Genomic DNA, 25,080 nt, shown 5'->3' on the forward strand with positions numbered 1-25,080 from the left:
AGGAAGCCCAAAAATTACCGCACCAATTCTGATCGATACCCTCCCAGCCCTATACCGGAACCTTGCAGAAGCTATTACGCCTGACTACCCGGGAACCACGGCAGATGAAGGTAGTACCGTAGCCACTGAGCATGGCGCAGAACGAGCGCGGCTAACGAACTACAATTTCCATCCGGTTATTCAGAGTATCAAACACTAAGATGGACGATTTTTGACGTTCTAAAGCAAAATAACGTTCTGCTTAACAATGATGAATTTGGTGTAATCAATGCTTCCGTTGACGGATCAATACGTGAGCAGTAAATGGCTTCGCTCTTGCCGAAGCGGCGCTATGCGAAGGATTCGTCCCAGCCCTTACACATGACCTGCGAAATCCGCTATCAAACGCTTATGCTTATCCTTATGCGGAGCTGATCAATAGCGCTGCCGATCTAGCCAAGATAAAGACGTTTGCTAAAGGAATTATCGACAATCTCAGCCGCATGGATGGAATGATTCAAGATTGGCCGATTCCGTAAAATTTCAAACCGAAGAGCGGTTGCACCTTCGTCTTGAAGAATTCGACATACAAGAGCTCGTGAAGGAGGTACACGATCAGTCCAGTGTCACGCGCGGCCCGCGCTTTCAATTTATTCGCAATATGGCTAAAGTGGGACCGAGAGGCAATGAAAAGGGCAATTGAAAATATTGTTGGCAATGCAGTGAAATACGGCCGTCCCGATACCCCTATTCGAATTAAAACTGATTCCCTGAATGAGCGCCTGCTATTGAGCGCGCATAACGAAGGAAATTCTATTCCTTCCGATCAAGTCAAGGATATATTTCAAGTATTCCGTAGAGCAGGGATTGCAAAAGAAGGGAACAAGGAGGGGCTGGGGTATAGGCTTGCCGTATGTTTGCAGTGTCGCGGAAAGCATGGCGGAAGTGTTGGAGTCGATAGCGGAGTAAACCGGGGAACAACCTTCATAATAAACATTCCACTGGACTCAAGGGCGTATCAAGATGCTCCTGCGCTAGAAAGAAAATTGGATTGATCCTGGAATAGCAGCCGGACGCAGCGTCCTAAAAGCACAAGCAGATGTTAAAAAAAGTGGCATCTGAAAACGCGATCGTTCTTTTTTCTTCAGGAAACTTGCGTTACGTTGACCACCGCACAGATAATGGGGACAAGGAAGGATATTGTTGACCTATAGACCAGTGACTGTATTCGTAATCACTTTATTGTTATTGCCGTTTTTTTCAGGAAAGCGAACGGAGAATACCGGGCTTGGCGAGTGGTGAAGCGGGTCTATAATCTGAGGAAAAGAGGAGATGAAAATGCTAGGAAAAATTGTAACGCTGGCTGCCATGGCCGCCGGCGGAGTGATGTTATCCAAACAGCTCAGAAGATCGCGCGAGTCTGGCCATAACCTGTCAATGATCGAAGAAACCATCGAAATCGATGTGCCTGTAAGCACCGCGTACAACCAGTGGACTCAATTCGAGGATTTTCCCAAGTTCATGGATGGCGTGCGTGAAGTACGTCAATTGGATGACACCCACTTGCACTGGCGCGCCGAAATCGGGGGTAGAGAGGAAGAATGGGACGCGGAAATAACCGAACAGGTGCCAGATACGCGGATTGCCTGGCGCAGTACCGGTGGCGTGCAGAATAGCGGGGTGGTGAGCTTCTACGAGCTATCCGATTCCAGGACCCGGATCGTGCTGAAAATGGAATACGGACCCAAGGGCTTCATTGAAGAAGTCGCGGATGCGTTGGGGATTGTGAAGATGCGCACGAAGGGCGATCTCAGGCGTTTTAAGGAATTTCTTGAAAACCGGGGAAAAGAAACCGGAGCATGGCGCGGCTCGGTCCCTCAGCACTGAGGGTTTAATACTGTTCAACTTTCCCGCTTGTCCCTGGTGCTTGATCTTCGCGCCTCACCTTGGCGCTTGGCGCGAAGTGTTTAAGCGCCCTGCCGTCACGTCACCACAGGTGTGACGCGAAATACCCTCGGATCATCTGCAAACTCAAGCAGCAACCGTCGGACGCGCGCCTGCCACGCGTCGGCGAATGCGCCGCGCTGTGAAGCGTCCGCGCGGTCTTGCAGGATAGCCATCAGACGTCCACCCTGTGCCGGATCGCCCGGCACCAGCGAAACGTCGAGTTCCACTGCCACTGCCGTGCCCGTATCGAGGCGCTTGAAGATGATTGCCTCGCCTTCACGCTGCTCGGCAAAGCTGAGCAAGCCCTTGCGCCTGAATCGTCCCTGGATCCCGTGAAAACCGTTCTCCGCGGCCGCGCCCGTGAGCAAAGTCAGTACCTGCGCCATGACGCCGGTGGTGCCCTCGTGTTCGGGCGCGGGCATGTGCACGGCAATCGCTCCTCTTTCAGCAGGTTCTTCCGGATATAGCGCGGCCAGGGCGGCGCGACCCATCAGGAAGGCGCCCGCCACGGTCGGACAGGAATGCCCCGCCAGACGCACGGCATCCACGTAGCTGTACTCCAGCATCCCATCTTGCGCCGCACCCAACATCTCCGCAAACGGATCACGCGTAGGTACGACGGGAGCAAGTTCATAGAAGTCCGGGAATTTCATGAGATGTCACCTTTCTGGAATTGTATGAGGGTAAGCCGGATTCGGGCTGAGCGGGTCCGTTGAAGTTGCGCTTGCGGTACAAGCATGCGGTTCAAGCTGTGGAAAAAATACGCGTTCCTCATAGCGCACGTGCGCACTGAGGAGCTCCCCGAAGCGCCTCAGCCGCGCCCGCGGCTCAAGCGAACAAGGTCCCGCAGCCAGTATTCGCAGTTCGGCATGATCGGAAAGAACGCGCGCCACCGCATCTGCGTCGAGCTTCTCCCCGGCAAGTTCTATCAGCCGTTCCTCCTCGACGAAGTGCGCGGACATGTTGCGGCGCCAGTGCTCTTCCACGCGGGCAATGGTCTCCAACCAGATGGCACTGTCATTCGCAGCCGCCCCGCGCCTGGCGTCGCGCGCCATTACCAGCGCGCTATGGTGGTCACGAGACAACTCAAGCAAAGCCCCGAGGCGCGGCATTTCAGTGGGAACTGGAAGGGATTGTCATGCAGATGTCCGGACGCGAATTGCTCATTGCCTCATCGTTTTCAGTGCCAGCGCCCATTTCATTTATATAACTCGTTCAATAGCGATTCCATCCTATCCAGGTGATGCTCAGCCGGCACAAAATTGTTGTTCGCATCGATGCGGCGTGGCAACATTCTGCACGCTCACGGCCTCGACCATGTGCAGCATCTTTAGCGTGGTCAGCGTGATCTTTTCCGCCAGTGGGGAACGCCCGCCACCTGAAAACGCCACCATAACTGACAATGGTCCAGGGCTCGTAGTTCCACTTCTTTGTACACGTAATTTACCGCGTTCAGCAGCGATGGCGGCGGCCAAAAATTGTACCCGGGGGTAACGAACACATACGCGTCCGCCGCGTCAATGCTTGCCGCCAACGCTTCGTATGTTCGTGGCGATAACGCTACAGAATCGGACGTTCCGGCTCGTCATATATAGGAAGTTTGACTTCCGCGAGATCAACCAGCGCCGAATCGAACTTGCCATGTTGTTGGCCAAGCTGATAAAACCACTGCGTCAACGACGGGGACCTCGCCTGCCCGGACGCGTGCCGCAAATGAGGATGTGCAGCTTAAGCGGCACCATCCATAATCCTCCCATACGCGGTGACCGGCTGAAAATGAAGCACATGGCCTCCGATGCATCCCGCCTGTCTACCCTTGGACCGATGAGATGGATGAATGGACGCGCGCGCCGAACCGCTGCTGATCGGTGGGCGGAGGAAATCGACCAGGAACGTCGCTACTCGTGTTCGCCAGCATGCTCAACATGTTTGGGTTAGTATGAGGCCATGACATTTCTGAATCAAGATGAGCGCTGGATTAGTCATGGCCCAAAACCGCAAGATCGTGATGCTTCAGCCGAAACAGAAGTCTGCCAGGATAATGGCAGGCGGCAGCAATATAACGTTTTGTTGAATCGAGGGGAGTCACACCATGCTTAAATTGTCTCGCTATGATGACCTGGGCAAATTGATCGTACGCCTCATGGTGGGCGTCCTGATACTGTTTCACGGCGTCCATAAGGTCCTGAATTCCGGGTCTCTCGATTCCATCAGAAAAATGCTCGTATCCTCCAACCTGCCGTCGTTCCTGGCGTATGGAGTTTATCTGGGCGAGGTCGTCGGGGCAGTAATGGTTATTCTGGGCGTCTACTCGCGTATTGGCGGCCTGTTCATTGCCGGCAACATGTTATTTGCGCTTGGATTGGCTCACCGGTCCCAGGTATTCGCGCTGACGAACACGGGTGGCTGGACACTGGAACTGCAGGCCTTTTTCCTTTTATCCGGACTTGCGATCGTATTCCTCGGCAGCGGTCGCCTGGCGGTGAAACCAGACTGACCTGCAGCGTAAACGATCCCACGCATTCCCCCCCGCTGCGTTTGGCTTGTAACGTGAGCTTGGCGAAACCATGGCATACGATCATTCGTTGCTCGTCCCAATATTACTCGTTCCTATGCCGCCGAACCTGATCTCTTTGCAATGCCCTGGACGGCCAACGGGTGACGGAAGCTGAGACATGGCGCTGGGCACAGTCCGGTGCGCTCTCCCTGAAATCAGCACAGCTCACTGTCCCAACCCGCTTCCGGCCTGGCAGTCAAACCCACTAGAGCCACCCCGCTAATACCGGAACAATGAAAACAGAAATTGTAATTATTGGAGGCGGTTTCGCGGGATTGAACCTGGTCAAGCATTTGGCCGAGGCAGGGCATTTTCATGTCACGCTGGTCGATCTCCACAACTACCATCTTTTTCCTCCTCTCCTGTATCAGGTAGCCACCGGCTTCCTGGATGCCTCCAATATTACGTATCCATTCCGGAAGTTATTCCATGGCAAGGAGAACATTCGCTTCCGGTTGGGCAAGCTGCAAAAGGTGATGCCCGAAGACCACAAGGTGCTTCTGTCCACGGGAGAGCTGCCCTATGATTATCTTGTGCTCGCCACAGGTACCGAGACCAATTATTTCGGCATGGAAAATATCCGTCGGGCGGCGCTGCCGATGAAGACGGTGGACGACGCGATAGAAATACGAAATTACATGCTTCAAAAAATGGAAGAAGCAACCATTGATCTCGACGAAACAAAGAAAAAAAAGCTGTTTTCGGTTGTGATCGCCGGCGGGGGACCCACCGGTGTGGAAATTGCCGGCATGCTGGCGGAGATGCGCAACACTATCCTGCACAGGGATTATCCCGAGTTGATTGGTCTTCAGCCGCGAATCTATCTGGTTGATGGCTCATCCACGCTATTAAGCGCAATGAGCGAACCATCGCAAAAATACGCCCATGCCATGCTGCGAAAAATGGGCGTTGAAGTACGTCTGAACACCCAGGTAAAAGATTATGTAAACGATATGGTAATCTTTACGGACGGAAAAACCATTGAGACAAAAATCCTGTTCTGGACCGCTGGGGTGACCTCGAGAGTATTCGAGGGAATGCCCAAGGAAAGTTATGGATCGGGTAATCGCTTGCTGACGGATGAATATAACAAGGTCGTTGGAACCCGGAACATCTATGCTATAGGTGACACGTGTCTGCTGACCTCTGACAGGAATTTTCCGCATGGGCATCCGCAATTGGCGCAAGTAGCGCTTCAGCAAGGCGAAAATCTGGCCGCCAATCTTATCACGATGCTCCATGACCAGCCATTGACGCCGTTTGCATACCACGACAAAGGATCGCTGGCCATTATCGGAAGAAACAAGGCGGTAGCGGACCTTCCAAAACCCGCGGTGCATTTTCAGGGGTTCGTCGCGTGGGTGACGTGGCTGTTCGTGCATCTTTTTTCCCTGATCACCTATCGCAATCGGTTAATGACAGTAGCCAACTGGGCAGTGGCTTTTTTCACCAGGGACCAATCCTTGAGAATGATCATCAGGCCGCGCCCGCATCAGCATGGCAAGGAGAATGAATGATTATTAAATGCTGGTTTAATAACGCGGGAGCACGAAGATGCTACAGAAACCCGGAATACCTGAATTGGCTTTTCAGGCCCGACATCCATGCAGGCGCCGCAATGAATTGAGAAATGCATCGGGCTGGTCGGCAGGCTGCGGTGTCCAGCTGGTTAAGCGGGTTCCCAGAACCGGCTCCTGCGCGATGAGTAGGCATAAGCGGTTTTCCGTTTTGCTTCCCGTTCTTGTTCTCTGCCTGGGTGCGAGCCTGAGCGGGTGCGCGCTTTTGCCGTCCCAGGAAAACCGCACCACTTCCGTTGCCTATCGGGATACCGCCGATAGCCAGCTTGGGAAGGCGGTAATTCCGCGAGTGGCTGCCAACCCCGGTTATTCCGGCATCTATCCGCTTCGGCACGCCCTCGATGCCTTTGCCGCGCGAGCGCTATTGATGCGTGCGGCCGAGCGCTCTCTCGATGTCCAGTATTACGTCTGGCATAAAGATACGACCGGAACCTTGCTGTTCAATGGTCTCTACGAGGCGGCAGAGCGTGGTGTTCGTGTGCGGTTGCTGCTGGATGATGCCAATGCATCGGGACTCGACACAATCCTCGCCGAGCTCGACGCCCATCCGAATATCGAAGTTCGGCTGTTCAATCCCTTCGTCACACGGAGAGCGCGCCTACTCACGTACATTTTCGACTTCTCTCGGGCAAACCGCCGGATGCACAATAAGTCGTTTACCGCCGATAATCAGGTAACCATCGTGGGTGGACGCAATATTGGGGATCAGTATTTCGGCGCCGCCGGCGGCCAACTGTTTGCGGATCTCGATATCATGGCCGCGGGGCCGGTCGTTCACGAGGTATCTAATACTTTTGATCGTTATTGGACCAGCGAATCGTCCTATCCGCTCGATCGTATCGTTTCCCCGGTTGCTTCCGATTCAATCGCCGAACTTGCCGCTGCTACCTCACGCGTCAAAAATGATCCCGCGACCTTGGCATATATAAGCGCCGTCCGCGATTCTCCATTGATGCACAAACTGCTCGAAGGCCAGCTTCCCCTTGAGTGGGTCACCATGCAGATAACCAGCGACGATCCGGCAAAGGGCCTGGGTAAGGCGGCGCCCGAAGCCCTGCTGCGACACAAGCTGAAACAGATTATTGGCAAACCCGCGACTGAAGTTGATCTCATTTCACCCTATTTCGTGCCCGCCGCGGCCGGCGTCGCTTCATTTGTAGCATTGGCGGAACAGGGTGTTCAAATCCGGATACTCACGAACTCGCTGGAGGCCACCGATGTAACGCTCGTCCATTCGGGATACGCAAAGTGGCGCAAACCCCTCCTCAAGGCGGGTGTAAGGCTCTACGAATCCCGGCATCTGTCACCCACCCTCCCGGAATCTCATGGCGCCGGATCAATCGGCAGTTCTTTTTCGGGCCTGCATGCAAAAACTTTCGCGGTGGATCGCTCGCGGGTTTTCGTGGGCTCCTTCAACTTCGATCAGCGTTCTGCAGCCATTAACACGGAAATGGGATTTGTCATCAATAGCCCTACGCTGGCACAGCTAATCACAGATGCGTTCCGTGACAATATTCCGGGCAAGACTTACGAGGTTGGTCTGTCCGATACCGGGCAGCTTTATTGGGTCGAGCGCAGGGACGGAGAGCAGGTGCGGCACGATGTCGAACCGGGCACAACTTTCTGGCAACGCGCACGGGTCTGGATTATTTCGCTGCTGCCCATAGACTGGATGTTATGAGGACTGGCTATTTCATGTCCTATTAGCGCGGCGTAATCCGATAGCGGCGTGTAATGGGTATTCGCATTGCGCTTGAATCGCTACCCCAACCAGGGTTTTCCCCGAAGAAAATGCCGGAGTCGCCCCTGCGGGTCTGGTTAGCCCCACATATCTTGCAACACAAGCTTATTGATCTGCGATCAGGGCCAGCAGGTCCTTGAAATTGATGGGCTTGGTGAGGTGGGCATCGAAACCTGCCTCCTCCGCCAGTTTCTTGTCCTTTTCCTGGCCCCATCCGGTAGCCGCGATCAGGCGTATCGCCGATCCCCATGGAGCGGCGCGGATCTGGCGCGCGACTTCATAGCCCGATAGATGCGGCATCCCGATATCGAGCAGAGCAATGTGCGGCTGAAATCGCTCGGCCTCCTGTACAGCGGAGGCGCCGTCATTCACTATCAGGATCTCATGGCCGTCACGCTGCAGGAGCATGGAAACAGCCATTGCCGCCGCCTCGTTGTCGTCAGCCACAAGGATACGGCATCCTTTTTTTGCTGGAGGTTCCGGATCTGACGGCGACGTCCGCGCCGTCTGCGGCACGCCCCGCCCGACCTCCGGCTGCGCCACAGGCAAATGAACATGAAAGGCGCTGCCCTGACCAATGCCCTGGCTAGTGGCATAAACCCGACCGCCATGCAGTTCCGCGATGGCTCGCACCAGCGCGAGCCCGATACCCAGTCCCCCGGCCAGCGCATGGCGTTTGCCCTTCGCCTGAGAAAACATGCCAAAAATTTCCTCCAGGCACGTTGGCTCGATGCCGATGCCATTATCTTCGACACTTACCGTCACGCCTATGGGGGTTGACTGCACGTCGAGGGTGATCTTGCCGCCCGGATCGGTATACTTTGCCGCATTGGATAACAAATTGGAGAAAACCTGGGTCAGCCGGATCGGGTCGCCGTGAACCATCAGCGACGGCGGCGGCTTCGTAACCGACAACGTATGGCTGGCTTCATCCATAAGAGATTGTGTCGTTTCGATGGCGGAGTCGATAAGCGCAGTCAAGGCGATATTCTGTTTTTGCAGCGTTACCCGGCCCAGGGTGAAGCGCGAAACATCGAGAAGGTCATCCAGCAGGATTTTCATGGTCCTGCACTGCCGCCGAACCACCTGGAGAGCCCATTCGCGCTTGGCGCTGTCGAGATGCGCGTACTCCAGAAGCGTAGCTGAACTGTCGATTGCCGCCAACGGATTGCGCAGTTCATGCGAAAGCGTGGCAATGAACTCATCCTTGCGCCGGTCGGCATCCCTGAGCTGCTCGGTGATGCGCAGACTTTCGATCAAATCGGCCGCTTGTCGCGCAAACAGGTCAAGTATCCCCGATCGCTGTTCCGCTGCCGCATGAGGAAATCGGAAATGGATGGACAGGACGCCCAGCGGCTTTCCCTCGCGGCTGTATAAAGGCGTGGTTTGAATGGCGCGGTATTGGCCCAGCTCCGCTGCGTGCAAGTCAATGGCGGATTGTTCCTCAGCGTGAATATCTTCAACCATCACCCGACGCCTTGTGCGAAGCGCGCGGGCGCAGGGCGAATCGTCGCTGCCATCGACCGTCTTGAAGCGATCGATAAATTCCTCGTCAAAACCCTGATGCACCTCAATCGAAAGGACTTTTCTTTCCGGATCGTACAAGCGGATGTATCCCATGTCGGCCTGATGCAATTCGGTGGCCGCCTGCAATATTTCAGTCAACGCGGAGGGCAGGTCGGGGATCGTTAAAAGACTGGTGCTGAGCTCATGCAACCGGTTCAGGGCGGCAACCTCGGCCTCAAGCTGTTTCTGCGTTTTCCGCAATGTCGCATCGATCCTCTCGCGCTCTGATATCTGATATTGAAGCGTGCTGTTTGCCAATGACAACGCTTGCGTGCGTTGTTCCATATGCCTTTCAAGAACATTGCGTACGTTGGTGCCCTCATCCATGGAATGCCTGAGCCGGTGCGCAGCTGAGGCAAAATTTGAGAGGCTTGTCATCAAGCGGAGGTCTTCCGTATCAAATGCCCGCCCTCCCGAATGCACCGTCCCCCATATCGTGCCTGCGGGTTGTTCCTCGTCAAAAAATGGCACCAGCAGCGCTTCCACGACCGGTGGCTGAATATCAATAGAAAGAGGGAACAGACTGGTAGGGTTCTGTAACAGAACGGGGGCGTCATGAACGGCCATGATGCCGCACGAGTTGTGGAAATGGCTTTTCGTGCCGTCCAGGTATTGCGCCATAAGCCCGGCGCAAACATGCCTCCTGCAAGTGCCATCCGATTCAAAAGTACTGACGCCGGCCGAATCAGCCCGGCAGAGCTCGCATGCGAGCTCTGCCAACTTGTGCAACAGATTGCGCGGATTATTCGCAAGCTCATGCGCGAGAATGGTGAGCGCGCGGTTTTCGGCCTGAAAATCTTCGGCACGCGAAATGCGCCGGGACAAAACCTCGATACCGGGAAGCCTGTTAAGCATGGCTCCGCGCCCTGTCATGGAATCTTCGTCGGACATTGTTACGACTCCTGGCCGAATATCCCCATATTGTGCAGGGCTTTTGTCCTGTGTACAAGGCAAAATTGCGGTTCTGTTACAGGCAAAATTGCGACCGTGCATGAGCGCTTAATGGTCCGTCCCCCGCGCGCGGTCCTCTTTTGCCCGTAGCCAAATGTACTGCGTCGGGCGGGCGGGGGCAAAAAGGGCGTTGCAGACATGAGGGGATGAGCGTTGGATCAGGGTCCGCTGAACAGCAATGCATCAACTGTCAAGCCCCGGGCCGCAGAACGGATGTGCCGGCTGCCGTTCCATTGGTCACGGGCACCCTTCAGGCAAAAAGCCGCGCCGCTCACATGCGTTGATCGGGTGCGGGAGATATGGCGATATATGGGGGATTCCGCCTTGGCACGCCATGGACGTATATGTCCATGGCGCCGTGGAGCGGAAAGTCAGGAGGGGCGCAGTAAGACCAGGCCGCCACTCACTCGTTCGCGACGGATTGCACCCCGGTCCGGAGTTAGTCTTCCTTCTTGATCCTGATATTGTTAATAACCTTGGTGACGCCTTCCACGGAATGGGCTATCGCATGCGCTTTATCCGCTTCAGCCTTGCTTTTCGCAGTGCCGCTCAGCACCACCACGCCGTTCTTGTCAGTATCCACCTTGATATGGACCGCGCTGACATCATCTGCCGTTGCCAGCTTTGATTTTATTTTGGTCGTAATGACCGAATCACTTACATATTCACCTACGCCCGAGGGACGCTCGGAAGAACGCTCTGAAGAACGATCGGTAGAGCGCTCCGACTTGGTGGCACAACCGGAAATAGGACCGGCCAGCACGGCAGCCATCAGAACTACCGCGAACTGCGGGAGGGATTTCGATATTTTCATGACTTCTCCTTTTTAAGAATAGAATGGTAGAGTCATACTCGTGCTGTTAGCGTTTCGTGTCTGTACGCTAGCGAACGCAGGGTCGAGGCCAGCAGTAATTGGGCAGGCAAAAGGGTTGAGGGTTGAGCGTTGTCGGGGAGGTGGAATGGCCGGGGCAGAGGCAGGCAGGCGTTCCGGCACGAAGATAACGCCTCCGCCCTTTCCGTCGCTGCAGGAAACTGACTGGTTCCGCGTCCATGAAGCGCAAAACCGGTGGCAATTACTAAGGAGCCTCTCAGTAAGTCCTCACGCGCGCCACGTGAGGCTTTGAAGGACCGTGGCATGGAAGTGACTGTGGGGCCTGGCTGATCCCGACATGGAAATTGGTGGCACGCTGGCAAAAGGTCGACCAGGGTTTAATGGAGCCGGCCGGTAATAGCCGCGAAACGCGCAAGCAGATCGCTCGCATCCACTCCCGCCCGCTCAGCCATGTAGATGCCCGCTTCGATATCTATGCTGTCCGACGCCGGATGCAGAACAAGAAGCTGGAAATGATGAGCGATCGCCGTCCGGGTTACCCGGTCGGCATCGGTCCGCGCCGCGCTTGGACGGTATCGGGTAGTAAGCCATGATAGTACAGCCAGCAGCAAGCTGACCGGCGGTTTCTCGTTTGATTTTCCCCGATTCTGTGTCAAGTTCGTTCCCCTTATCCCAATTAATTTTAGCTTCAATAACACCGTCCGGCACAGTCCCCAAATAGAGTAATGCTAATGAGAATGATTGTCAATCCTATTCATTGATAAGGGGAGATGGCTGGCGGATTCCAGACCCTTCCGGCTGGCGCCGAGAAAAAAACAAAGAGAAATCCCCGACAGAAATACGAGGAGCGAATAAAAGAATGCCAGTGGCGTAACCCCGGATCACATGGAATTCCTGCGCGGCAGCCGAAAGTGATGAGATAGAATTGCGGTTGAGCAAATCTATCGCGAAACGTCAATTACTCGAGCACCATGCGTATCAACACGTTCAATCTTTAAAATCTGTTTCGACGCGCCAGGGTGCTGAACCTGCGCGACTCGGATAAAGCGACGAAACTGCTGGATAAAATCCGTCAGCTTGCTTCGCTGCTCGATTCGATTCTCGATCGCTACGACGTGGCCCGTCAATACGTTGTTGTCATGGGAGATATGAACGAGGATACCCGCAGCGCCTTCGGTTCGCTGCATCCCCTCTTGCAGAAAATGGTTTGCACCCGGTCATCGACACGACTCTACCGATCAACCAGCGTTATACCCATTATTACGAGGATGCGGGAGCCGGGGGCCCGAAATTGACTTAGCTGGACTATATCTTCGTATCCGAAGCGCTTCGACCGAAGATTACCGGTTATGGTTTTGAGCGGCGTGGGATACATGGGATCGAGCCATTGCTGTAAAAGAAGGCGCAGAACCCATTACCCAATTCCCGACCGTAACGGGGCCGGACCTATCCGCATCCGATCATGCTGCGTTGGGGGTGGACCTCGAATTATAGAAAAGATGTTGGGGACGCGCATCCGCGGCGCCCCGCCGCCCTCCAACTACACGTGTCAGCCGCGTTATCGGCTGCACGGGCCTTCCGCCGTTAGCGGCCATCCAGACCGGTGGCCGAAGGGCGACACTGGGGGCAAATACCCCAGGGCGGCGCCCGCCCCTTCCGTTTATATCAATACCGGTCGAGCGGCGCCGGGCCCGAATCCGGGCTTTCATTTCTGGGATCATGATGCGGCTCGGTGCCGCTGATGGACTTTGCTTCCTCGCGCGTTTCCTGTTTCTTGGACGCGCGATTCTCTATCTTCTCACCCACTCTGTTTCCGTGAGTCTCTTCGCTGACGGGTACGCCTTCACTCGATTCATCCGTTGCCTGGTCCACTTGCTGCTCGGCGTGCTGATCCGCCGGTTCGTCATCCTTCAATTCATCCGCCTGTCTGTCCGAGGAATTGTCCATTAATGGCTCCTGCATACATAATATTATTCGGCAATAGCGCCTGTTCACATTCTCACGCGCATTGGCCCCTGGTTCGGTGCGGTAGCGCACAGGCCGGAGCTAAGACCCTGTTTTAACTAAGGGTAGTTTTGTATGCTAGCGTACAGAAACCGCCCAACTAACGGCTCATCATTGCCAGACCGGCGCTGTTGTCAAGATAAGCGCCCGGCATATTACGCCGCTTATCGCGGCGCGTCTCATCATCAATAAGGAGATTAAAAATGAAAAAAGTACTCGTGTTTGCAGCTGCCCTGATGTTTCCCGCATTTGCCATGGCCGGCGAGCTCAATGATGCGCAAATCGCCCACATTGTAGTGACCGCCAATCAGGTTGATATTGAAAATGGGGAGCTCGCGAAAAAGAAAGCATCGAATGAAGATGTTCACGCCTTCGCCCACCGCATGATCGGCGAGCACACCGACGTGAATAAACAGGCGACGGACTTGGCAACCAAACTCAAGGTGACGCCCGAGGATAATCCCATCAGCAAGAGCCTGAAAGCCGACGGCAAAAAGAACCTCGACAAACTGAAGAACCTGAGCGGAAAAGAATTCGACAAAGCTTATATCGACGCAGAAATCAAGCTGCATCAACAGGTCATCGACGTGGCTGACACCAAGCTGGTGCCAAACGTCAAGAATGAAGAGCTGAAGGCCCTTCTCGTCAAAGTGCGCCCGGCGCTTGTCTCCCATCTGGAGCATGCCCAGAAAATCCAGGGCTCATCTGGCGATAAGCGCTAACGGGACCTGAATCAAGCCGGGGTAAAGTCCCGCCCGGGCCTTATCTGCGCCATGCGCGAAATGAGAGAGGAATGTGGCGTTGATTCCCGCGTGACATTCCTCCATCGCCAGCCTCTTATTAAACCCCTCCACAAGCCGTTTCCGCGGAAGGCATTGCCGTGGAATCGGATGGTCACCGGCGCCGCATTCCGCCCTGCCATACACACGCGTATGCGCGCGCTTATACGCGCTGTTACGAGCTGAAAGGCACGTAGAAAATGCGACGCGATGAGCGACCTGCCTTCCCTTGCCGCCGGTCGCCCTCGGTTGCACCTGATGGCAAGTTTCCCTAAGAACCGATCGAAGCGTCCTCAAGCACTAGCTGCTTGTACCATTGGCGCACATGCATGAGGTGGTTGTCCTCCTCGTTGAGCGCGACCCTGAAATCGCGCGCCATGTCGTTCATCCCCATTTTTTCAGCCAACAGGATGAGCATCTGCCATGCATCGTTATCCGCCAGTTCCGCGATAAGAATAGCCTCCAGGCATTGCGCCACCGACGTCCGGGGATCGGTCAGTACTTGAATCAGGCCCATTGACGCCACCCCATCGACGTCCGCGGAAGGCGTCTGCGCAGTGGGGTCGGCGCCGATCGAACGTATGGCAGCCTCGACGAGCTTGAAGTGCCGTAACTCCTGGTTGCGAAAGGTCCATAAGGTATCGAGCGGGACCTGGATATCAGCCCCGGGCACGGTTGAACACTTGGCGATCAGTGCGTCGTAAAGCCGGACACCAGTACGTTCGAAGGCCAGCCGACAACCAAGTTTGTCAATAAAGGCTTCAGGGTTCTTGCCCGTCAGTTTCTGCATTGCCGTGCTGGCGACACCTTTGAGGGTTCCCGGCGGCGGAATGGAGCCGAGATCTTCCGCTTCAGCGTTATATTCCCTGCGCACCGCAGCAATTGACGTTTCGTCCCCGCCGGATGACGCAGGCGTGGCGCGGCTCAGCGCGAGCATTTCCTTCGTATCGATCGGCGACATATCGACGCCAGTGCGGTTGAGTCCCACATCTGTGCTTCTTTCCATGATTGATCTCCTGAATTGTGTCTTAAAGGGGGTTTACGCGGAACCTGTGGATCATGAGCGGACAAGTTCGGCGCCAGGCGACCATTGGTAGCCGGCGGCGACGATTTCCGATGGCGAGCCCGAAGAGTTCATATGCTCGCGGTATTCCTCCGACTCGCGGCCCTCCTGGCTTTTGTCAACAATTTGGGTGCCGCGGGCGCGCAAGTCAACTTCCTCACTGAGCACTTTACGCACAAACTCGCGCTGGCTGGCATAGTTGATAGGCTCCGGCAGTTCCGCGGGAAGAACTTCAGCCGGGTCGCGGCGCTCGTATTTCTTGAATAGTTCGCGCACAAGCTCCAAATGCCCCAACTCATAGTCGAGGCAGCGTTCCCAGATCGCCTTCACGTGTGGGTCGGACTCCTGCTGCACGCACCCGTAATAGTTATAAACCTCGGTTGCCTCATGCAGCAGCCATTTCTCCAGCCACGTCTCGTTCGGATCGATCATCGACTCGTATTGCGTTACGTGCTGTTCCTCTATGGATGCTATTTCCGCGTAAAGCTGGCGCGCGACCGGGTCCGCGTACAACGGCCCCACGTTCATGTAGAAATTGTGGGTTTGCTGTTCGCTGGATAGGATCGTCAGTGCGTGCAGCTTTGAAATAAATGCCGCCTGAGTCCGGTTGTAGTGTTCGCGCAAGTCGTCCGCGGGCGCGCGATGTTCCACTGAAGTCGGCCGTCCCGGCACGATGTCCGTATAGGATTGAAGGATATTGTTGGCGTCCTTGCCTTCCAGCCGGTCAAGCAGCGCGGTATAGCGGTAGAGATGGTCAAAATCCTCCAGCATGCCGAAGCGATAAAGCTGCGCCAGATACTCGTCAGGCTCGTTCTGGGCCACAACCGCCGTAACTTCGATTGCAACCTGTTCATAGCCTATGGTCGTTTCGAGTGTCGAGTGATCGGCGCCGAGCAGGTTATTCACCATCGAAGCCTGGTGGTGCTCTACCCGCCGGACCTTCGCCAGCGGCAGCCTCAAGTCGTTATTCACGCGCGCGCACGAATGCGAGAAACGCAGCGCTTCCATCTCTATGCCGTTCATCAGGATAACGCGGACGCGAGTGAAAGCGTCGTCATCCAGCTTGCTGATGGGGGGTTGTATCAGTTCCTTCCAGGTGAACCGCTGTCTGTCAAGTGGCATGCCTTTGTCTTGAAGTAAGTTAAGCGCCATTTTTTCCTCCTACGGAAGTATGGGGGGTTGTATTGAGAGGAGACGATGAAGAGTGAGTGTGAATGAACCGTCCGTTACGACCCAGGCCCATTCTCGTCTTTAGGGGTGTTTTTGCTATTGAATCGGATTATTGCCAAGTGCTCTTTCTAGCCGGGGACAGGCCGCGGAATTCCTTTGCCTGCCCCATGGAAGCTGATGGAAGCTGATAGGAACTGATGAAACCTGAGGGAATACTTAGGGAAACCGCGATTTCATCTGCCCGTACCCGAACCACTGCTGGAACCACTGCCGCTACCGGAACCGCTGCCGGTGCCAGATCCCGAATGGGGTCCCGGCCCGGCGTCCTTGCCAACCGTGCCGCGCATTCCACCTGCGCTGTTGGCTCCACCGGAAGTCCCCTGCTTGTTGGTTGTAACACCGCCCTGCAACGGTGCACCAGAACCGCTTCCGCCGCCACCGGTATCCGTGTTGCTGAATTTATCGGTCGAGGACCCCCCTAGGGCGCCCCCTTGCGGCTTGCTTTTATTGCCGGAACCTTGTGACGCGCCGCTTCCGGAAGTCCCGGGTTTGGTGGTGCCGAGGGTACTTTCATTACCATGTGTTGTCTCACGGCTCAACGTCCTCTTGCCTTCGTCCTTGTCCGATCCTCCTGCCGCGTGAGCCAGACTTCCAAAGGCGAGGCTTGCGGCAGCAAGCACGACGGCGCAAGTTTTTATGGATACCGCTATATCTTTCATCTGCTCCTCCTGTTAGTCATAGAAGATATCTGGGGCCGCGTTATTTACTAAAGGGCAATTCGTATATGACGAGGCCCTGTAATAGAAAAAAGAAACTGCATGCGGCGAGGGATGTCATCCTAGTCCCCGAAAGCGTTTAGCTCTGTACGCCAGCGTACGTTTGGGTTTTGTTTTTTTTTGGCGCTATGGCGGGGCGTGGATATGCGGAAAGAATAATGACGATTAATGACGGAAGAGTAGATCTTGTTGCTCAGGCTTCTTGAGACGATGGCGCGCATTTATGGATGTCAGCGCGCCGACTTCAGCAGAAAGCCGGCGCCAAGACCCAGGGGAATCAGGGGACTAGAACAGCGGTTGATTGCGCACGCAGGGCGGACACCACCGGCATTGAATCAGGCGGAATCACAGGAATCCTCCGGACTGGTGGCGCCAGAGCATGGCATATTGGCCGTTAAGCTGCAGAAGCTCCTCATGGGTGCCCTGTTCCACGATGCGTCCGTCGTTCAGCACCAGCAGCCGGTCAAGGCAGGCAATGGTCGAAAGGCGATGCGCGATAGCGATGACCGTCTTGCCCTCCATCAATCCGAGCAACTGATCCTGAATGGCAAGTTCCACTTCACTGTCCAGCGCCGAGGTAGCCTCGTCGAGCAACAGAATGGGGGCATTCTTCAGCACAACGCGGGCAATTGCGATGCGCTGCCGTTGCCCTGCGCTGAGCTTCACCCCTCTCTCGCCCACGTGCGCGTCGTAGCCGATTCGTCCGTTCCAGTCCCGTTGGCTCACGATGAACTCGTGCGCCTGCGCGCGCCGCGCGGCCGCCTCAATCTGCGCCGGCGTCGCCCCTGTACTGCCATAAGCAATATTTTCCGCGATGGAACGGTGCAGCAACGAGGTATCCTGAGCCACGACGCCGATCGCGCGACGCAAGCTGTCCTGAGTCAATTCCCGGATATCCAGGCCATCAATCCGGATACTTCCAGCCTCGATCTCGTAAAAGCGCAGCAACAGATTGATCAGCGTCGATTTGCCGGCGCCGGAGCTTCCGACCAATCCAACGCGTTCGCCCGGGCGGATGGTGCAGTTGAGGCTATCCAGTACTTTGCGGCCATCGCTGCGGCCATAAGTGAAGGTCAGCCTTTCGAACCTTATTTCGCCATGGACTGTACTCACGTCCAAATTACGCGCCGCGGGGCGATCGGGCATGGTGTTCACTACGGCGATGGTTTCCATGCCGTCCTGCACCACGCCGATGTTTTCGAAGGCTCGGTTCATCTCCCAACTGACCCATCCGGCTGTATTTGCTATCGTCCAGGCCAGCGGCACCGCCATCGCCACGATTCCAGCTTCAAGCACCCCCTGGGACCACAACAGCAGTCCGATGGCGGAAGTGCAGACCAATAAAAGGGCGTTCAGCACCGCCAATGTGGTGGTGAATTTGGTTATCAGACGCATGTGCGCCGCTATTGCACCCGTGTGATCCTCGATAGCTTCGCGCACATACGCGTCTTCATCGGTCGCGCGCGAGAACAGCTTGACGGTAAGGATATTGGTATAGCTGTCCACCACCCGACCCATCAGTATCGAGCTTCGTTCACTGCTGTGCCTGGACAGGTCACGCATGCGGGGTACGAAGTAATGAAGGAAAAATATGTACGAAATGAACCATAGCGCGGTGGGAATCGCCAGCCGCCAATCGGCAGAGCCCATCAGGAATAATGCCGAGGCACCGTAGACCGCGATATACCAGACCGCATGGATGCTCGATACGACGCATTCCCGGACCGCGTCGCTCGTGTGCATCACGCGGTTTGCGATGCGCCCCGCGAAGTCGTTCTGAAACAGCGTCCAGCTCTGCCTGATGACATGCCAGTGGCTCTGCCAGCGGATCAGGCTGGTCACGCCCGGCACTACCGCGTTATGGCGGATGAAGCTGTCTATCAGGACTGCCAGGGGCCTGCCGATCAGTACCAGCAGCGACATGCCGATCAGCATGGGAATAGCGTCGTTCAATGCCTCTGACCGCGCAGACGCCTCCATTATCTGCACGAAGTGGCCGATGAAGACTGGGACCAGGGTATCGATCAGTGCGACTGCCAAGCCGGTCGCAAACAAGGCGGCATAAAGGCCCTTGGTCTGGCTGACAAAGTGCCAGTAGAACGCCAGCAAGCCCGCAGGCGGCGGCTTGACAGGAACATCGGTGGGTCGTACGAGCTGTTCAAAGAATGCGAACATAACGTTGCCTTTTTGATTGGGTTAAAGTCGAACTGGCGACCGCTTGCGCGTGTTTTGCGGTCGCTGATTGTGGCCCTGATATATAGTCGTCGCGTGTGGAAGAACTCCTGGTAGTCGCGCGATAGCCGTGCCTGCCGGCGACGGCACCGGTGGTGCTTATTTACGCATGCCGGTGACTTTCTCCGTCGACTCCATCGCCATCTCTTGCCGTCTGGATGCCAAATAACGGTCCAGGGCATCCTCGAGCGTCGGCAGAATGATGCCCCGCTCGCTGGAGAGCGCGCTGTAGGCCGGACGAGCCGCTGCATAGCCAAGCTCATGGCTGGCGCGCGCAACCAGGCCGGCGTTGTCGATGCCCGCTTTTTCGGCAGCCATGGCGGCAAGCTCTGCCCAGGTGAGCGCATGCGCATTAGTCAAGTGCCAGATTCCCGCTGCCCGGTCGATAAGCAGATCCAGACTGGCATGCACCAGGTCCGGCACATAGGTGGGTGAAATGGTGATATCTGTCGAGACAGGAAACGGTTGGCCGTCCGCCAGCGCTTTCAAGGCGAGGGTAATGAAATTGTAGTTGTCCCATGGCCCGAAAAATGCGCTGGAGCGCACCACGAGTGCGTCGGGGCAGGTTTCCTGGACCCTGCGTTCCGCCTCGGCCTTGCTCCTTCCATAGTTATTCAATGGCTTGACTGTGTGGCTCTCCAGGTAAGGGGACCGCTGACCCCCGTCGAATACGAGATCGCTGGAGTACGTCAGCAGCTGGATGCCTCGCGTCTTGCAAACGCCCGCAAGAATCGCGGGCCCCAGAACATTCTCGCGGAAGCAACGTTCGAATTCATGCTCGGCATTGTCCACCTGCACGTAGCCGCTGGCGTTGATGATTGCCCACGGCTGGTAGCGCGATACGGCCAAATCCACGGAGCCCTGGACTGCAATATCCAGTTCCTGGCGGCTCAACAGCTTGTAGGTGAGGTTCCGCTCCTCGCAGATTTTCGCAAACGCCCTCCCTAATGTTCCGCTTGCGCCTGTGATGAGAATCGGCTGCACGCTCTCATCAGTTGCCTGATGGTGCTCGGGATACAGGGAAGCAACAGCGGTGCCCGTAGCCACCGGCGCGCAGGTGATGCGGCCCGGGCGGCGCCACCATCCCTGCCCTTTCAACACCGGGTGAGATAACGGACGTCCTGCCGCGAGGTCGCGCATAAGGGCGGCGACAGCCGTGGGTCGGGGGTTGCCCGACCGCACATCGAAAGGACCGGGCTCGTAATACCCTCTGCATTGCGTAACGAGACAGTTCCAGTCATAGGAACCCAGCAGCGCCCATACCGTGACCGCGCGCACGTCAACGCCCTGCTGCCTTGCCTTCCTTGCCGCCTCCCAGATTTCAACCAGCCAGCGCATCTGATCCTCGCGGCGCGCGTCGATGTGCGCCTCGGTAACCGCGAGCGGCACCCGGTACCGGCCCCAGGCTTCTTCAAGCAGCGGCCCGACCCCTGGTGTCGGCGTCGCGAGCACGCGCGCGGGCTCGATATCGACAAAGCGATGGCCGCGATAATCAGTAACATGGTGACCGGGATAGCGTTCGAGGCGGTTATCCAGCCACCGCTCGCTGGTGACGTAATAGTTGATGCCGATAATATCGGGCACGCACGGGTTGTCCTTGAACCAGAGCAGCCGCGACGCAGGGATGCCCGTGCTGGTCAGATACTCCCATAACGGATGCGCCACCCCTACTGCTCCGCACAGGAGATCCCACCCCAGCCAGCGCCGTGCATTATAGAATTCCGCCACGTCGGACAGTCGCGCGGTACTGTAGGTCTTGCCCAGGTCGTCGGTCTGCACCAGTTTTGCCTGGGGGGTCACCCGGCGAATCTCGCGCATGGATAACACCACTGCGCGGCACTGGTTCAACAACGCCTCGATAAAGACCGCATCGTCTCGACCATGGGGATACCACAATCCATACAGTCCGCTGAAGCGGGCCGTCGTGAGCGGTTCATTCACCGGCGTGTAATACTCCACCCAGGGATACCGCCGGGCCACTGCCGCGGCAAAGGCAGCCAGCTGTTCGGGGAAATTCGGATCGGTCAGGCTGGTGTACTTCGGGCCGCTGCCGTGGTGCACCAGGCCCACGATTGGCATAATGCCCCGGGCCTGCAATTCGGGCAAGCGCGCGTCGGACCATTGCCAGTTGATTTGATCGACTCCATCGGGCGCCATATGCTCCCATAGCACCGGGTAGCGGATCGCGCGGATGCCAAGGCTGGCGAACCGCTCCAGATCGCACAGGCGCTCGAGGTGTCCGTTGCGCGCGAGCTGGCTGAAGTATTCGTCGGCCACCCGGTTCACGGTGCATTCGAGTCCGCCCCATAGCGCCAGTTCTTCCCCGCGCGCGGGTTTTTTCGCTTGTTTCATATCGAGTCCAGCATGGATGATTTTTGGATACCCGTTACGAAGTGAAACATGGGGTGAGCATGGAACGTTTGAAGGGCGCAGTGTGGCGCAGTGGGGCGCAGTGTGGCGCAGTATCCGGTATCGTTCGCATCGCTATAAGGTCCGTCTACAGGCCGGGCTACAACCGCTTGCAGTCCTTAATCAAAGGAAGGGGGTTTCGCGGATGGGATTTGCCGCCATGCTGGTGCCGCAGCCCAGGCGCGTGCCCCATCCGGCATTCAGTCCGCCGGCATTGACACCGGTCCTCGGATGAGGCGTTGACTTTCATAAGCTTGTTTCCCTGCACTGTCCCATTGGGCCCGAAACTGGCCCAATCTGCAACCTGAGCGGAAGAGGCCATAAAAGAACCATCGAAAGCCGAAATTCAACCGCATCCTAAACGCCAAACCGGCATCGCTCTGTTCGCCATCATACATTCAGGCGTCGAAATCGAAATCAAGGCGCAGCCTTCCCTCCTCCCCCTTCTTAACGTGGAAAGGCGCAAAAAGTTGCGTTTTCGAGGCGCCTCGAGCGCGTGTTCAAGAACACACTCTCCGAATTGACGCGAGTGTGGTCTGGCGAACAGAAGGTTCAGCTGGCCCTGCGTATCCTTCGCTCATCGGATACATGCCTGTCATGAATTCGTTACGCATTCGCAATCGGCCACATTTACAGCCGACTGTATAACCAACCAAAATCAACGGAGAACTACCATGCCTACAACGCAAGGCACCTCTACTGGAAAAACCGCTACACGCCGTACCAAAAATGATGCGATCAAATTGCTGACCGCGGACCACGCCAAGGTCAAAAAAATGTTCAAGGAATTCGAGAAGCTGAGCAAAAAGGACGAGGACGCAGGCAAGGAAGAGCTGGCGGCGCAAATTTGCAAGGAGCTGACCATCCATGCGCAACTGGAAGAAGAAATCTTCTACCCCGCTGCTCGAGAGGCCATCGACGATGATGACCTGATGAACGAAGCCATGGTCGAGCATAACTCAGCCAAGGATCTGATCGCGCAGATCCAATCCATGGGCGCGTCTGATCCCATGTTCGACGCGACCGTTAAGGTACTGGGCGAGTATGTTAATCATCACGTCGAAGAGGAACAGAACGAGATATTCCCCAAGGTCGAAAAAGCCAAGGTAGATCTTGAAGAAATTGGAGCCGAAATGGCGCAGCGAAAAGAGGAGTTGATGGAGGAATAACGCCTTTCAACACGAAGGCTCAATCCTCTTCAACCTGTTGCCGTTTACCGCCTGGAGCGGAGCCCGACCTGTCGTGCCGGCCCGCCCAGGCGTATTGTTATGATTTGCCGCATATGTCTCACAGAGAGGCTCATGCATATGCCCGGGAGATAGTATGCAAAATATTATCGTCATGTCGCACCTGCGATGGAATTTTGTCCATCAGCGCCCTCAGCATCTGCTCTCGCGCCTCGCGGCGCATTACCGGATTCTTTTCTTCGAAGAACCCGTATTTCACCCCAAAAAGCATCTGGCGGCGATTTCCGAGCCCCATCCCAATGTGATTGTCTGGACACCGCACACACCTGTGGAAACTCATGGTTTCCACGACGACCAGTTGCCCTATTTGCAGCCATTGGCGCGCCAGTTGGGAATCGACTACCCGGACCATATGGTCTGGTTTTACACGCCGATGGCGTTACCGTTAATGGACGAGTTAAGCCCGGGCCTTGTGGTTTACGATTGCATGGACGAGTTGGCCGCATTCAAAAACTCGCCCAAGCAACTGCTGCAGCGGGAAAATGCGTTGTTCAAGGAAGCGGATATCGTGTTCACGGGGGGGCCAAGCCTCTTCAGGGCAAAGCGCGAGCGGCATCATAACGTTCACTGCTTCCCCAGCAGCGTGGATGTTGCCCACTTTGCTCACGCACGGGACCGCTCCAAGAGCCATCCCGCACATGCGGCCATTCCCCGGCCTCGCCTGGGATACTACGGTGTAATCGATGAACGCCTCGATATGGCGCTGCTCGCCGCGCTTGCCGACGCGCACCCCGATTGGCAGATAATCCTCGTCGGGCCCGTGGTTAAAATCGATGAGGCGGATCTTCCGCGACGGCCGAACATACATTATCTAGGTCAGCAACCCTACGATGACCTGCCGAGGTTTCTCGCCGGCTGGGATGTATGCCTGCTCCCGTTTGCGCGCAACCAGTCCACCCGATTCATCAGTCCAACCAAGACCCTGGAATATATGGCTGCGGAACTGCCCATCATCAGCACCGATATTGCGGACGTCATCGAACTTTATGGGGAAGCCGTCTCCATTGCCGCCGACGCGAACGAGTTTATTGCGGCGTGCGAGAGCGCGCTTAACGCGACGCCCGGGCAACGAACCGGGAAAATCGAGTCAATGCGCAGGCTCCTAGCGACCAGTTCCTGGGAGGATACCGCGGAGCAGATGCGTCACCTGTTCACGGAGGTGGAAACCGACAGGGCTGCCCGCAAAGCGAGTGCGCAGATCGAAACATCTAGTGAGGGCGCGGCGGCGGAAACCGCGGACGATGAAGCGCGATTGCCTCCCCCCAATGTCAAACGCATGATTTTAAAGGCGGCCCGCAAACCGGTAGACGGACAGGATAACCGCGGAACGTGATGTACTGCTCGTACTGCTCCCCTTGAGGGCAAGGAAGGCAACGCATGCTCGGCGGCACCTGGATCGGCAGCATGGCAGCATGTTAACGGCGATCCGCAGATATCTGGCTGGTATACGGCCCGACGAGGGCCCGGGCGAGGGAGGGGGACAACGCTCAATTGCGCGCAACCGGAATGGCCGAACGGCCGAACGGTTCCGGCCCCGGGGATGTCTGCTTTTGTCAGGATCCTGGCTAAGGATCACCGATTGGATCAGCCATTCGCCCGTCGCTTTTGGCGCATCTCATCCCGTAAACCCTGCCCGCGCCCCCCGTAGGGCTTTTTACCTGCTTCCTTAATATCCTCCGCCAGATCCCCCGGATTGCCCGGATGAGCCGGAGCCCTGACCCGTGGAACCCGACTGCCCGGAAGAGCCGGAGCCTGGTTGCGTGGAGGAACCTGAGCCCTGCCCTGATGAGCCTTGGCCCGAGCGCATACCACCCTGCCCCTGCCCCTGTCTTTGTCCTTGGCCACCCTGCATCGACGAGGATCCGCCTTGACCGGATTGCCCCGCCTGCGAGCGGTCTACAGGCCCCCCATGCCCGGACATGTCACCACCTTGCCCGGTTTGGTCTCCCGCGCCCGCCGCGTACGCTGCGGCGGTGAAGCCGAAAACGATAACACTTGCCAGTGTTGCAATTCGTGCCGTATTTTTGAGAAGAAAACTGTGCCTCATGATCTGTCTCCAGTAAATCCAGCGAAATTGCTGTACGTCTTATCCTACTCAGATCACGCTGCCGTTCCGTACGTTTACGCACAAAGAAAAAGCGTAAAGCACCAAGCGACGGCACGAGGAATGGGCTGTCGAGGAAGGCTGCACGGCAATTTGGGATCACCAGAAACCCCCGCCCCGGCCGCGTGAACAATTTACAGCAACGC

General features: G+C 56.4%; 24 protein-coding genes. 9 read left to right on the forward strand and 15 right to left on the reverse strand.

What is annotated here, in order from left to right; genetic code table 11:
* Positions 1–665: 665 nt before the first annotated feature.
* Both R5L00_RS14990 and R5L00_RS14995 read left to right on the forward strand, forming a co-directional pair.
* Positions 666–1,034, forward strand: coding sequence for a HAMP domain-containing sensor histidine kinase (locus tag R5L00_RS14990; protein WP_317652580.1), 369 nt, complete (start codon positions 666–668; stop codon positions 1,032–1,034).
* 283 nt (positions 1,035–1,317) lie between these two features.
* Positions 1,318–1,866 carry an SRPBCC family protein gene (locus R5L00_RS14995; protein ID WP_317652581.1) on the forward strand — a complete coding sequence of 183 codons (549 nt, stop codon included), beginning with the start codon at positions 1,318–1,320 and terminating at the stop codon, positions 1,864–1,866.
* A gap of 95 nt (positions 1,867–1,961) precedes the next feature.
* Here R5L00_RS14995 and R5L00_RS15000 read toward each other — a convergent pair whose 3' ends face one another.
* From R5L00_RS15000 to R5L00_RS15015, 4 genes are all read right to left on the reverse strand, one after another.
* The gene (locus R5L00_RS15000; protein WP_317652582.1) at positions 1,962–2,579 is read right to left on the reverse strand and encodes a hypothetical protein; all 618 of its coding nucleotides are present in this window, start codon (positions 2,577–2,579) and stop codon (positions 1,962–1,964) included.
* A 6-nt stretch (positions 2,580–2,585) separates the two neighbouring features.
* Positions 2,586–3,038 (reverse strand): hemerythrin domain-containing protein, encoded by a 453-nt coding sequence (locus tag R5L00_RS15005; protein WP_317652583.1) that lies wholly within the window; start codon positions 3,036–3,038, stop codon positions 2,586–2,588.
* Positions 3,039–3,173: 135 nt separating this feature from the next.
* Positions 3,174–3,320, reverse strand: a complete 147-nt coding sequence (locus tag R5L00_RS15010) for a hypothetical protein (RefSeq protein WP_317654222.1) — start codon at positions 3,318–3,320, stop codon at positions 3,174–3,176.
* The gene (locus R5L00_RS15015) at positions 3,266–3,427 is read right to left on the reverse strand and encodes a hypothetical protein (protein ID WP_317654196.1); all 162 of its coding nucleotides are present in this window, start codon (positions 3,425–3,427) and stop codon (positions 3,266–3,268) included. Before R5L00_RS15015 ends, R5L00_RS15010 begins: the two co-directional genes overlap by 55 nt.
* A gap of 591 nt (positions 3,428–4,018) precedes the next feature.
* On the opposite strand from R5L00_RS15015, the gene R5L00_RS15020 reads away from it, so the two are divergent.
* The 3 genes from R5L00_RS15020 (at position 4,019) to R5L00_RS15030 (ending at position 7,741) form a co-directional block, all read left to right on the forward strand.
* Positions 4,019–4,423: a DoxX family protein gene (locus tag R5L00_RS15020; protein ID WP_317652584.1), complete on the forward strand. Its 405-nt coding sequence runs from the start codon at positions 4,019–4,021 to the stop codon at positions 4,421–4,423.
* 293 nt (positions 4,424–4,716) lie between these two features.
* Entirely contained in the window at positions 4,717–6,000 is a 1,284-nt protein-coding gene (locus R5L00_RS15025; protein ID WP_317652585.1) for an NAD(P)/FAD-dependent oxidoreductase, read from the forward strand.
* Positions 6,001–6,037: 37 nt separating this feature from the next.
* Positions 6,038–7,741 (forward strand): phospholipase D family protein, encoded by a 1,704-nt coding sequence (locus tag R5L00_RS15030; RefSeq protein WP_317652586.1) that lies wholly within the window; start codon positions 6,038–6,040, stop codon positions 7,739–7,741.
* 165 nt (positions 7,742–7,906) lie between these two features.
* Here the strand turns inward: R5L00_RS15030 and R5L00_RS15035 are convergent, their stop codons facing one another.
* The 5 genes from R5L00_RS15035 to R5L00_RS15055 form a co-directional block, all read right to left on the reverse strand.
* Positions 7,907–10,258 (reverse strand): ATP-binding protein, encoded by a 2,352-nt coding sequence (locus tag R5L00_RS15035; protein WP_317652587.1) that lies wholly within the window; start codon positions 10,256–10,258, stop codon positions 7,907–7,909.
* A 499-nt stretch (positions 10,259–10,757) separates the two neighbouring features.
* Positions 10,758–11,132 (reverse strand): BON domain-containing protein, encoded by a 375-nt coding sequence (locus R5L00_RS15040; protein WP_317652588.1) that lies wholly within the window; start codon positions 11,130–11,132, stop codon positions 10,758–10,760.
* Positions 11,133–11,527: 395 nt separating this feature from the next.
* Positions 11,528–11,806, reverse strand: coding sequence for a hypothetical protein (locus R5L00_RS15045; protein ID WP_317652589.1), 279 nt, complete (start codon positions 11,804–11,806; stop codon positions 11,528–11,530).
* A 285-nt stretch (positions 11,807–12,091) separates the two neighbouring features.
* Entirely contained in the window at positions 12,092–12,337 is a 246-nt protein-coding gene (locus tag R5L00_RS15050; protein WP_317652590.1) for a hypothetical protein, read from the reverse strand.
* A gap of 478 nt (positions 12,338–12,815) precedes the next feature.
* Positions 12,816–13,097, reverse strand: coding sequence for a hypothetical protein (locus R5L00_RS15055; RefSeq protein ID WP_317652591.1), 282 nt, complete (start codon positions 13,095–13,097; stop codon positions 12,816–12,818).
* Positions 13,098–13,372: 275 nt separating this feature from the next.
* Between R5L00_RS15055 and R5L00_RS15060 the strand changes: the two genes are divergently transcribed.
* The gene (locus R5L00_RS15060; protein WP_317652593.1) at positions 13,373–13,876 is read left to right on the forward strand and encodes a DUF4142 domain-containing protein; all 504 of its coding nucleotides are present in this window, start codon (positions 13,373–13,375) and stop codon (positions 13,874–13,876) included.
* A gap of 328 nt (positions 13,877–14,204) precedes the next feature.
* On the opposite strand, the gene R5L00_RS15065 is transcribed toward R5L00_RS15060, so the two are convergent.
* The 5 genes from R5L00_RS15065 to R5L00_RS15085 form a co-directional block, all read right to left on the reverse strand.
* Positions 14,205–14,939: a ferritin-like domain-containing protein gene (locus tag R5L00_RS15065; protein WP_317652594.1), complete on the reverse strand. Its 735-nt coding sequence runs from the start codon at positions 14,937–14,939 to the stop codon at positions 14,205–14,207.
* A 51-nt stretch (positions 14,940–14,990) separates the two neighbouring features.
* Positions 14,991–16,148: a hypothetical protein gene (locus R5L00_RS15070; protein WP_317652595.1), complete on the reverse strand. Its 1,158-nt coding sequence runs from the start codon at positions 16,146–16,148 to the stop codon at positions 14,991–14,993.
* Positions 16,149–16,399: 251 nt separating this feature from the next.
* Positions 16,400–16,885 carry a hypothetical protein gene (locus tag R5L00_RS15075; protein WP_317652596.1) on the reverse strand — a complete coding sequence of 162 codons (486 nt, stop codon included), beginning with the start codon at positions 16,883–16,885 and terminating at the stop codon, positions 16,400–16,402.
* Positions 16,886–17,287: 402 nt separating this feature from the next.
* A complete protein-coding gene (locus tag R5L00_RS15080) occupies positions 17,288–19,117 on the reverse strand; it encodes an ABC transporter ATP-binding protein (RefSeq protein WP_317652597.1) in 1,830 nt (609 codons plus the stop codon).
* A 156-nt stretch (positions 19,118–19,273) separates the two neighbouring features.
* Entirely contained in the window at positions 19,274–21,526 is a 2,253-nt protein-coding gene (locus R5L00_RS15085) for a family 1 glycosylhydrolase (RefSeq protein WP_317652598.1), read from the reverse strand.
* Positions 21,527–21,542: 16 nt separating this feature from the next.
* On the opposite strand from R5L00_RS15085, the gene R5L00_RS15090 reads away from it, so the two are divergent.
* From R5L00_RS15090 to R5L00_RS15100, 3 genes are all read left to right on the forward strand, one after another.
* Entirely contained in the window at positions 21,543–21,818 is a 276-nt protein-coding gene (locus R5L00_RS15090; RefSeq protein ID WP_317652599.1) for a hypothetical protein, read from the forward strand.
* 439 nt (positions 21,819–22,257) lie between these two features.
* Entirely contained in the window at positions 22,258–22,752 is a 495-nt protein-coding gene (locus R5L00_RS15095) for a hemerythrin domain-containing protein (RefSeq protein WP_317652600.1), read from the forward strand.
* Between the two features lie 154 nt (positions 22,753–22,906).
* Positions 22,907–24,163: a glycosyltransferase gene (locus R5L00_RS15100; protein ID WP_317652601.1), complete on the forward strand. Its 1,257-nt coding sequence runs from the start codon at positions 22,907–22,909 to the stop codon at positions 24,161–24,163.
* A gap of 333 nt (positions 24,164–24,496) precedes the next feature.
* Here R5L00_RS15100 and R5L00_RS15105 read toward each other — a convergent pair whose 3' ends face one another.
* Positions 24,497–24,877 (reverse strand): hypothetical protein, encoded by a 381-nt coding sequence (locus R5L00_RS15105; protein ID WP_317652602.1) that lies wholly within the window; start codon positions 24,875–24,877, stop codon positions 24,497–24,499.
* Between the last annotated feature and the right edge of the window lie 203 nt (positions 24,878–25,080).

The organism is Nitrosospira sp. Is2 (assembly GCF_033095785.1).
Classification (GTDB): domain Bacteria; phylum Pseudomonadota; class Gammaproteobacteria; order Burkholderiales; family Nitrosomonadaceae; genus Nitrosospira.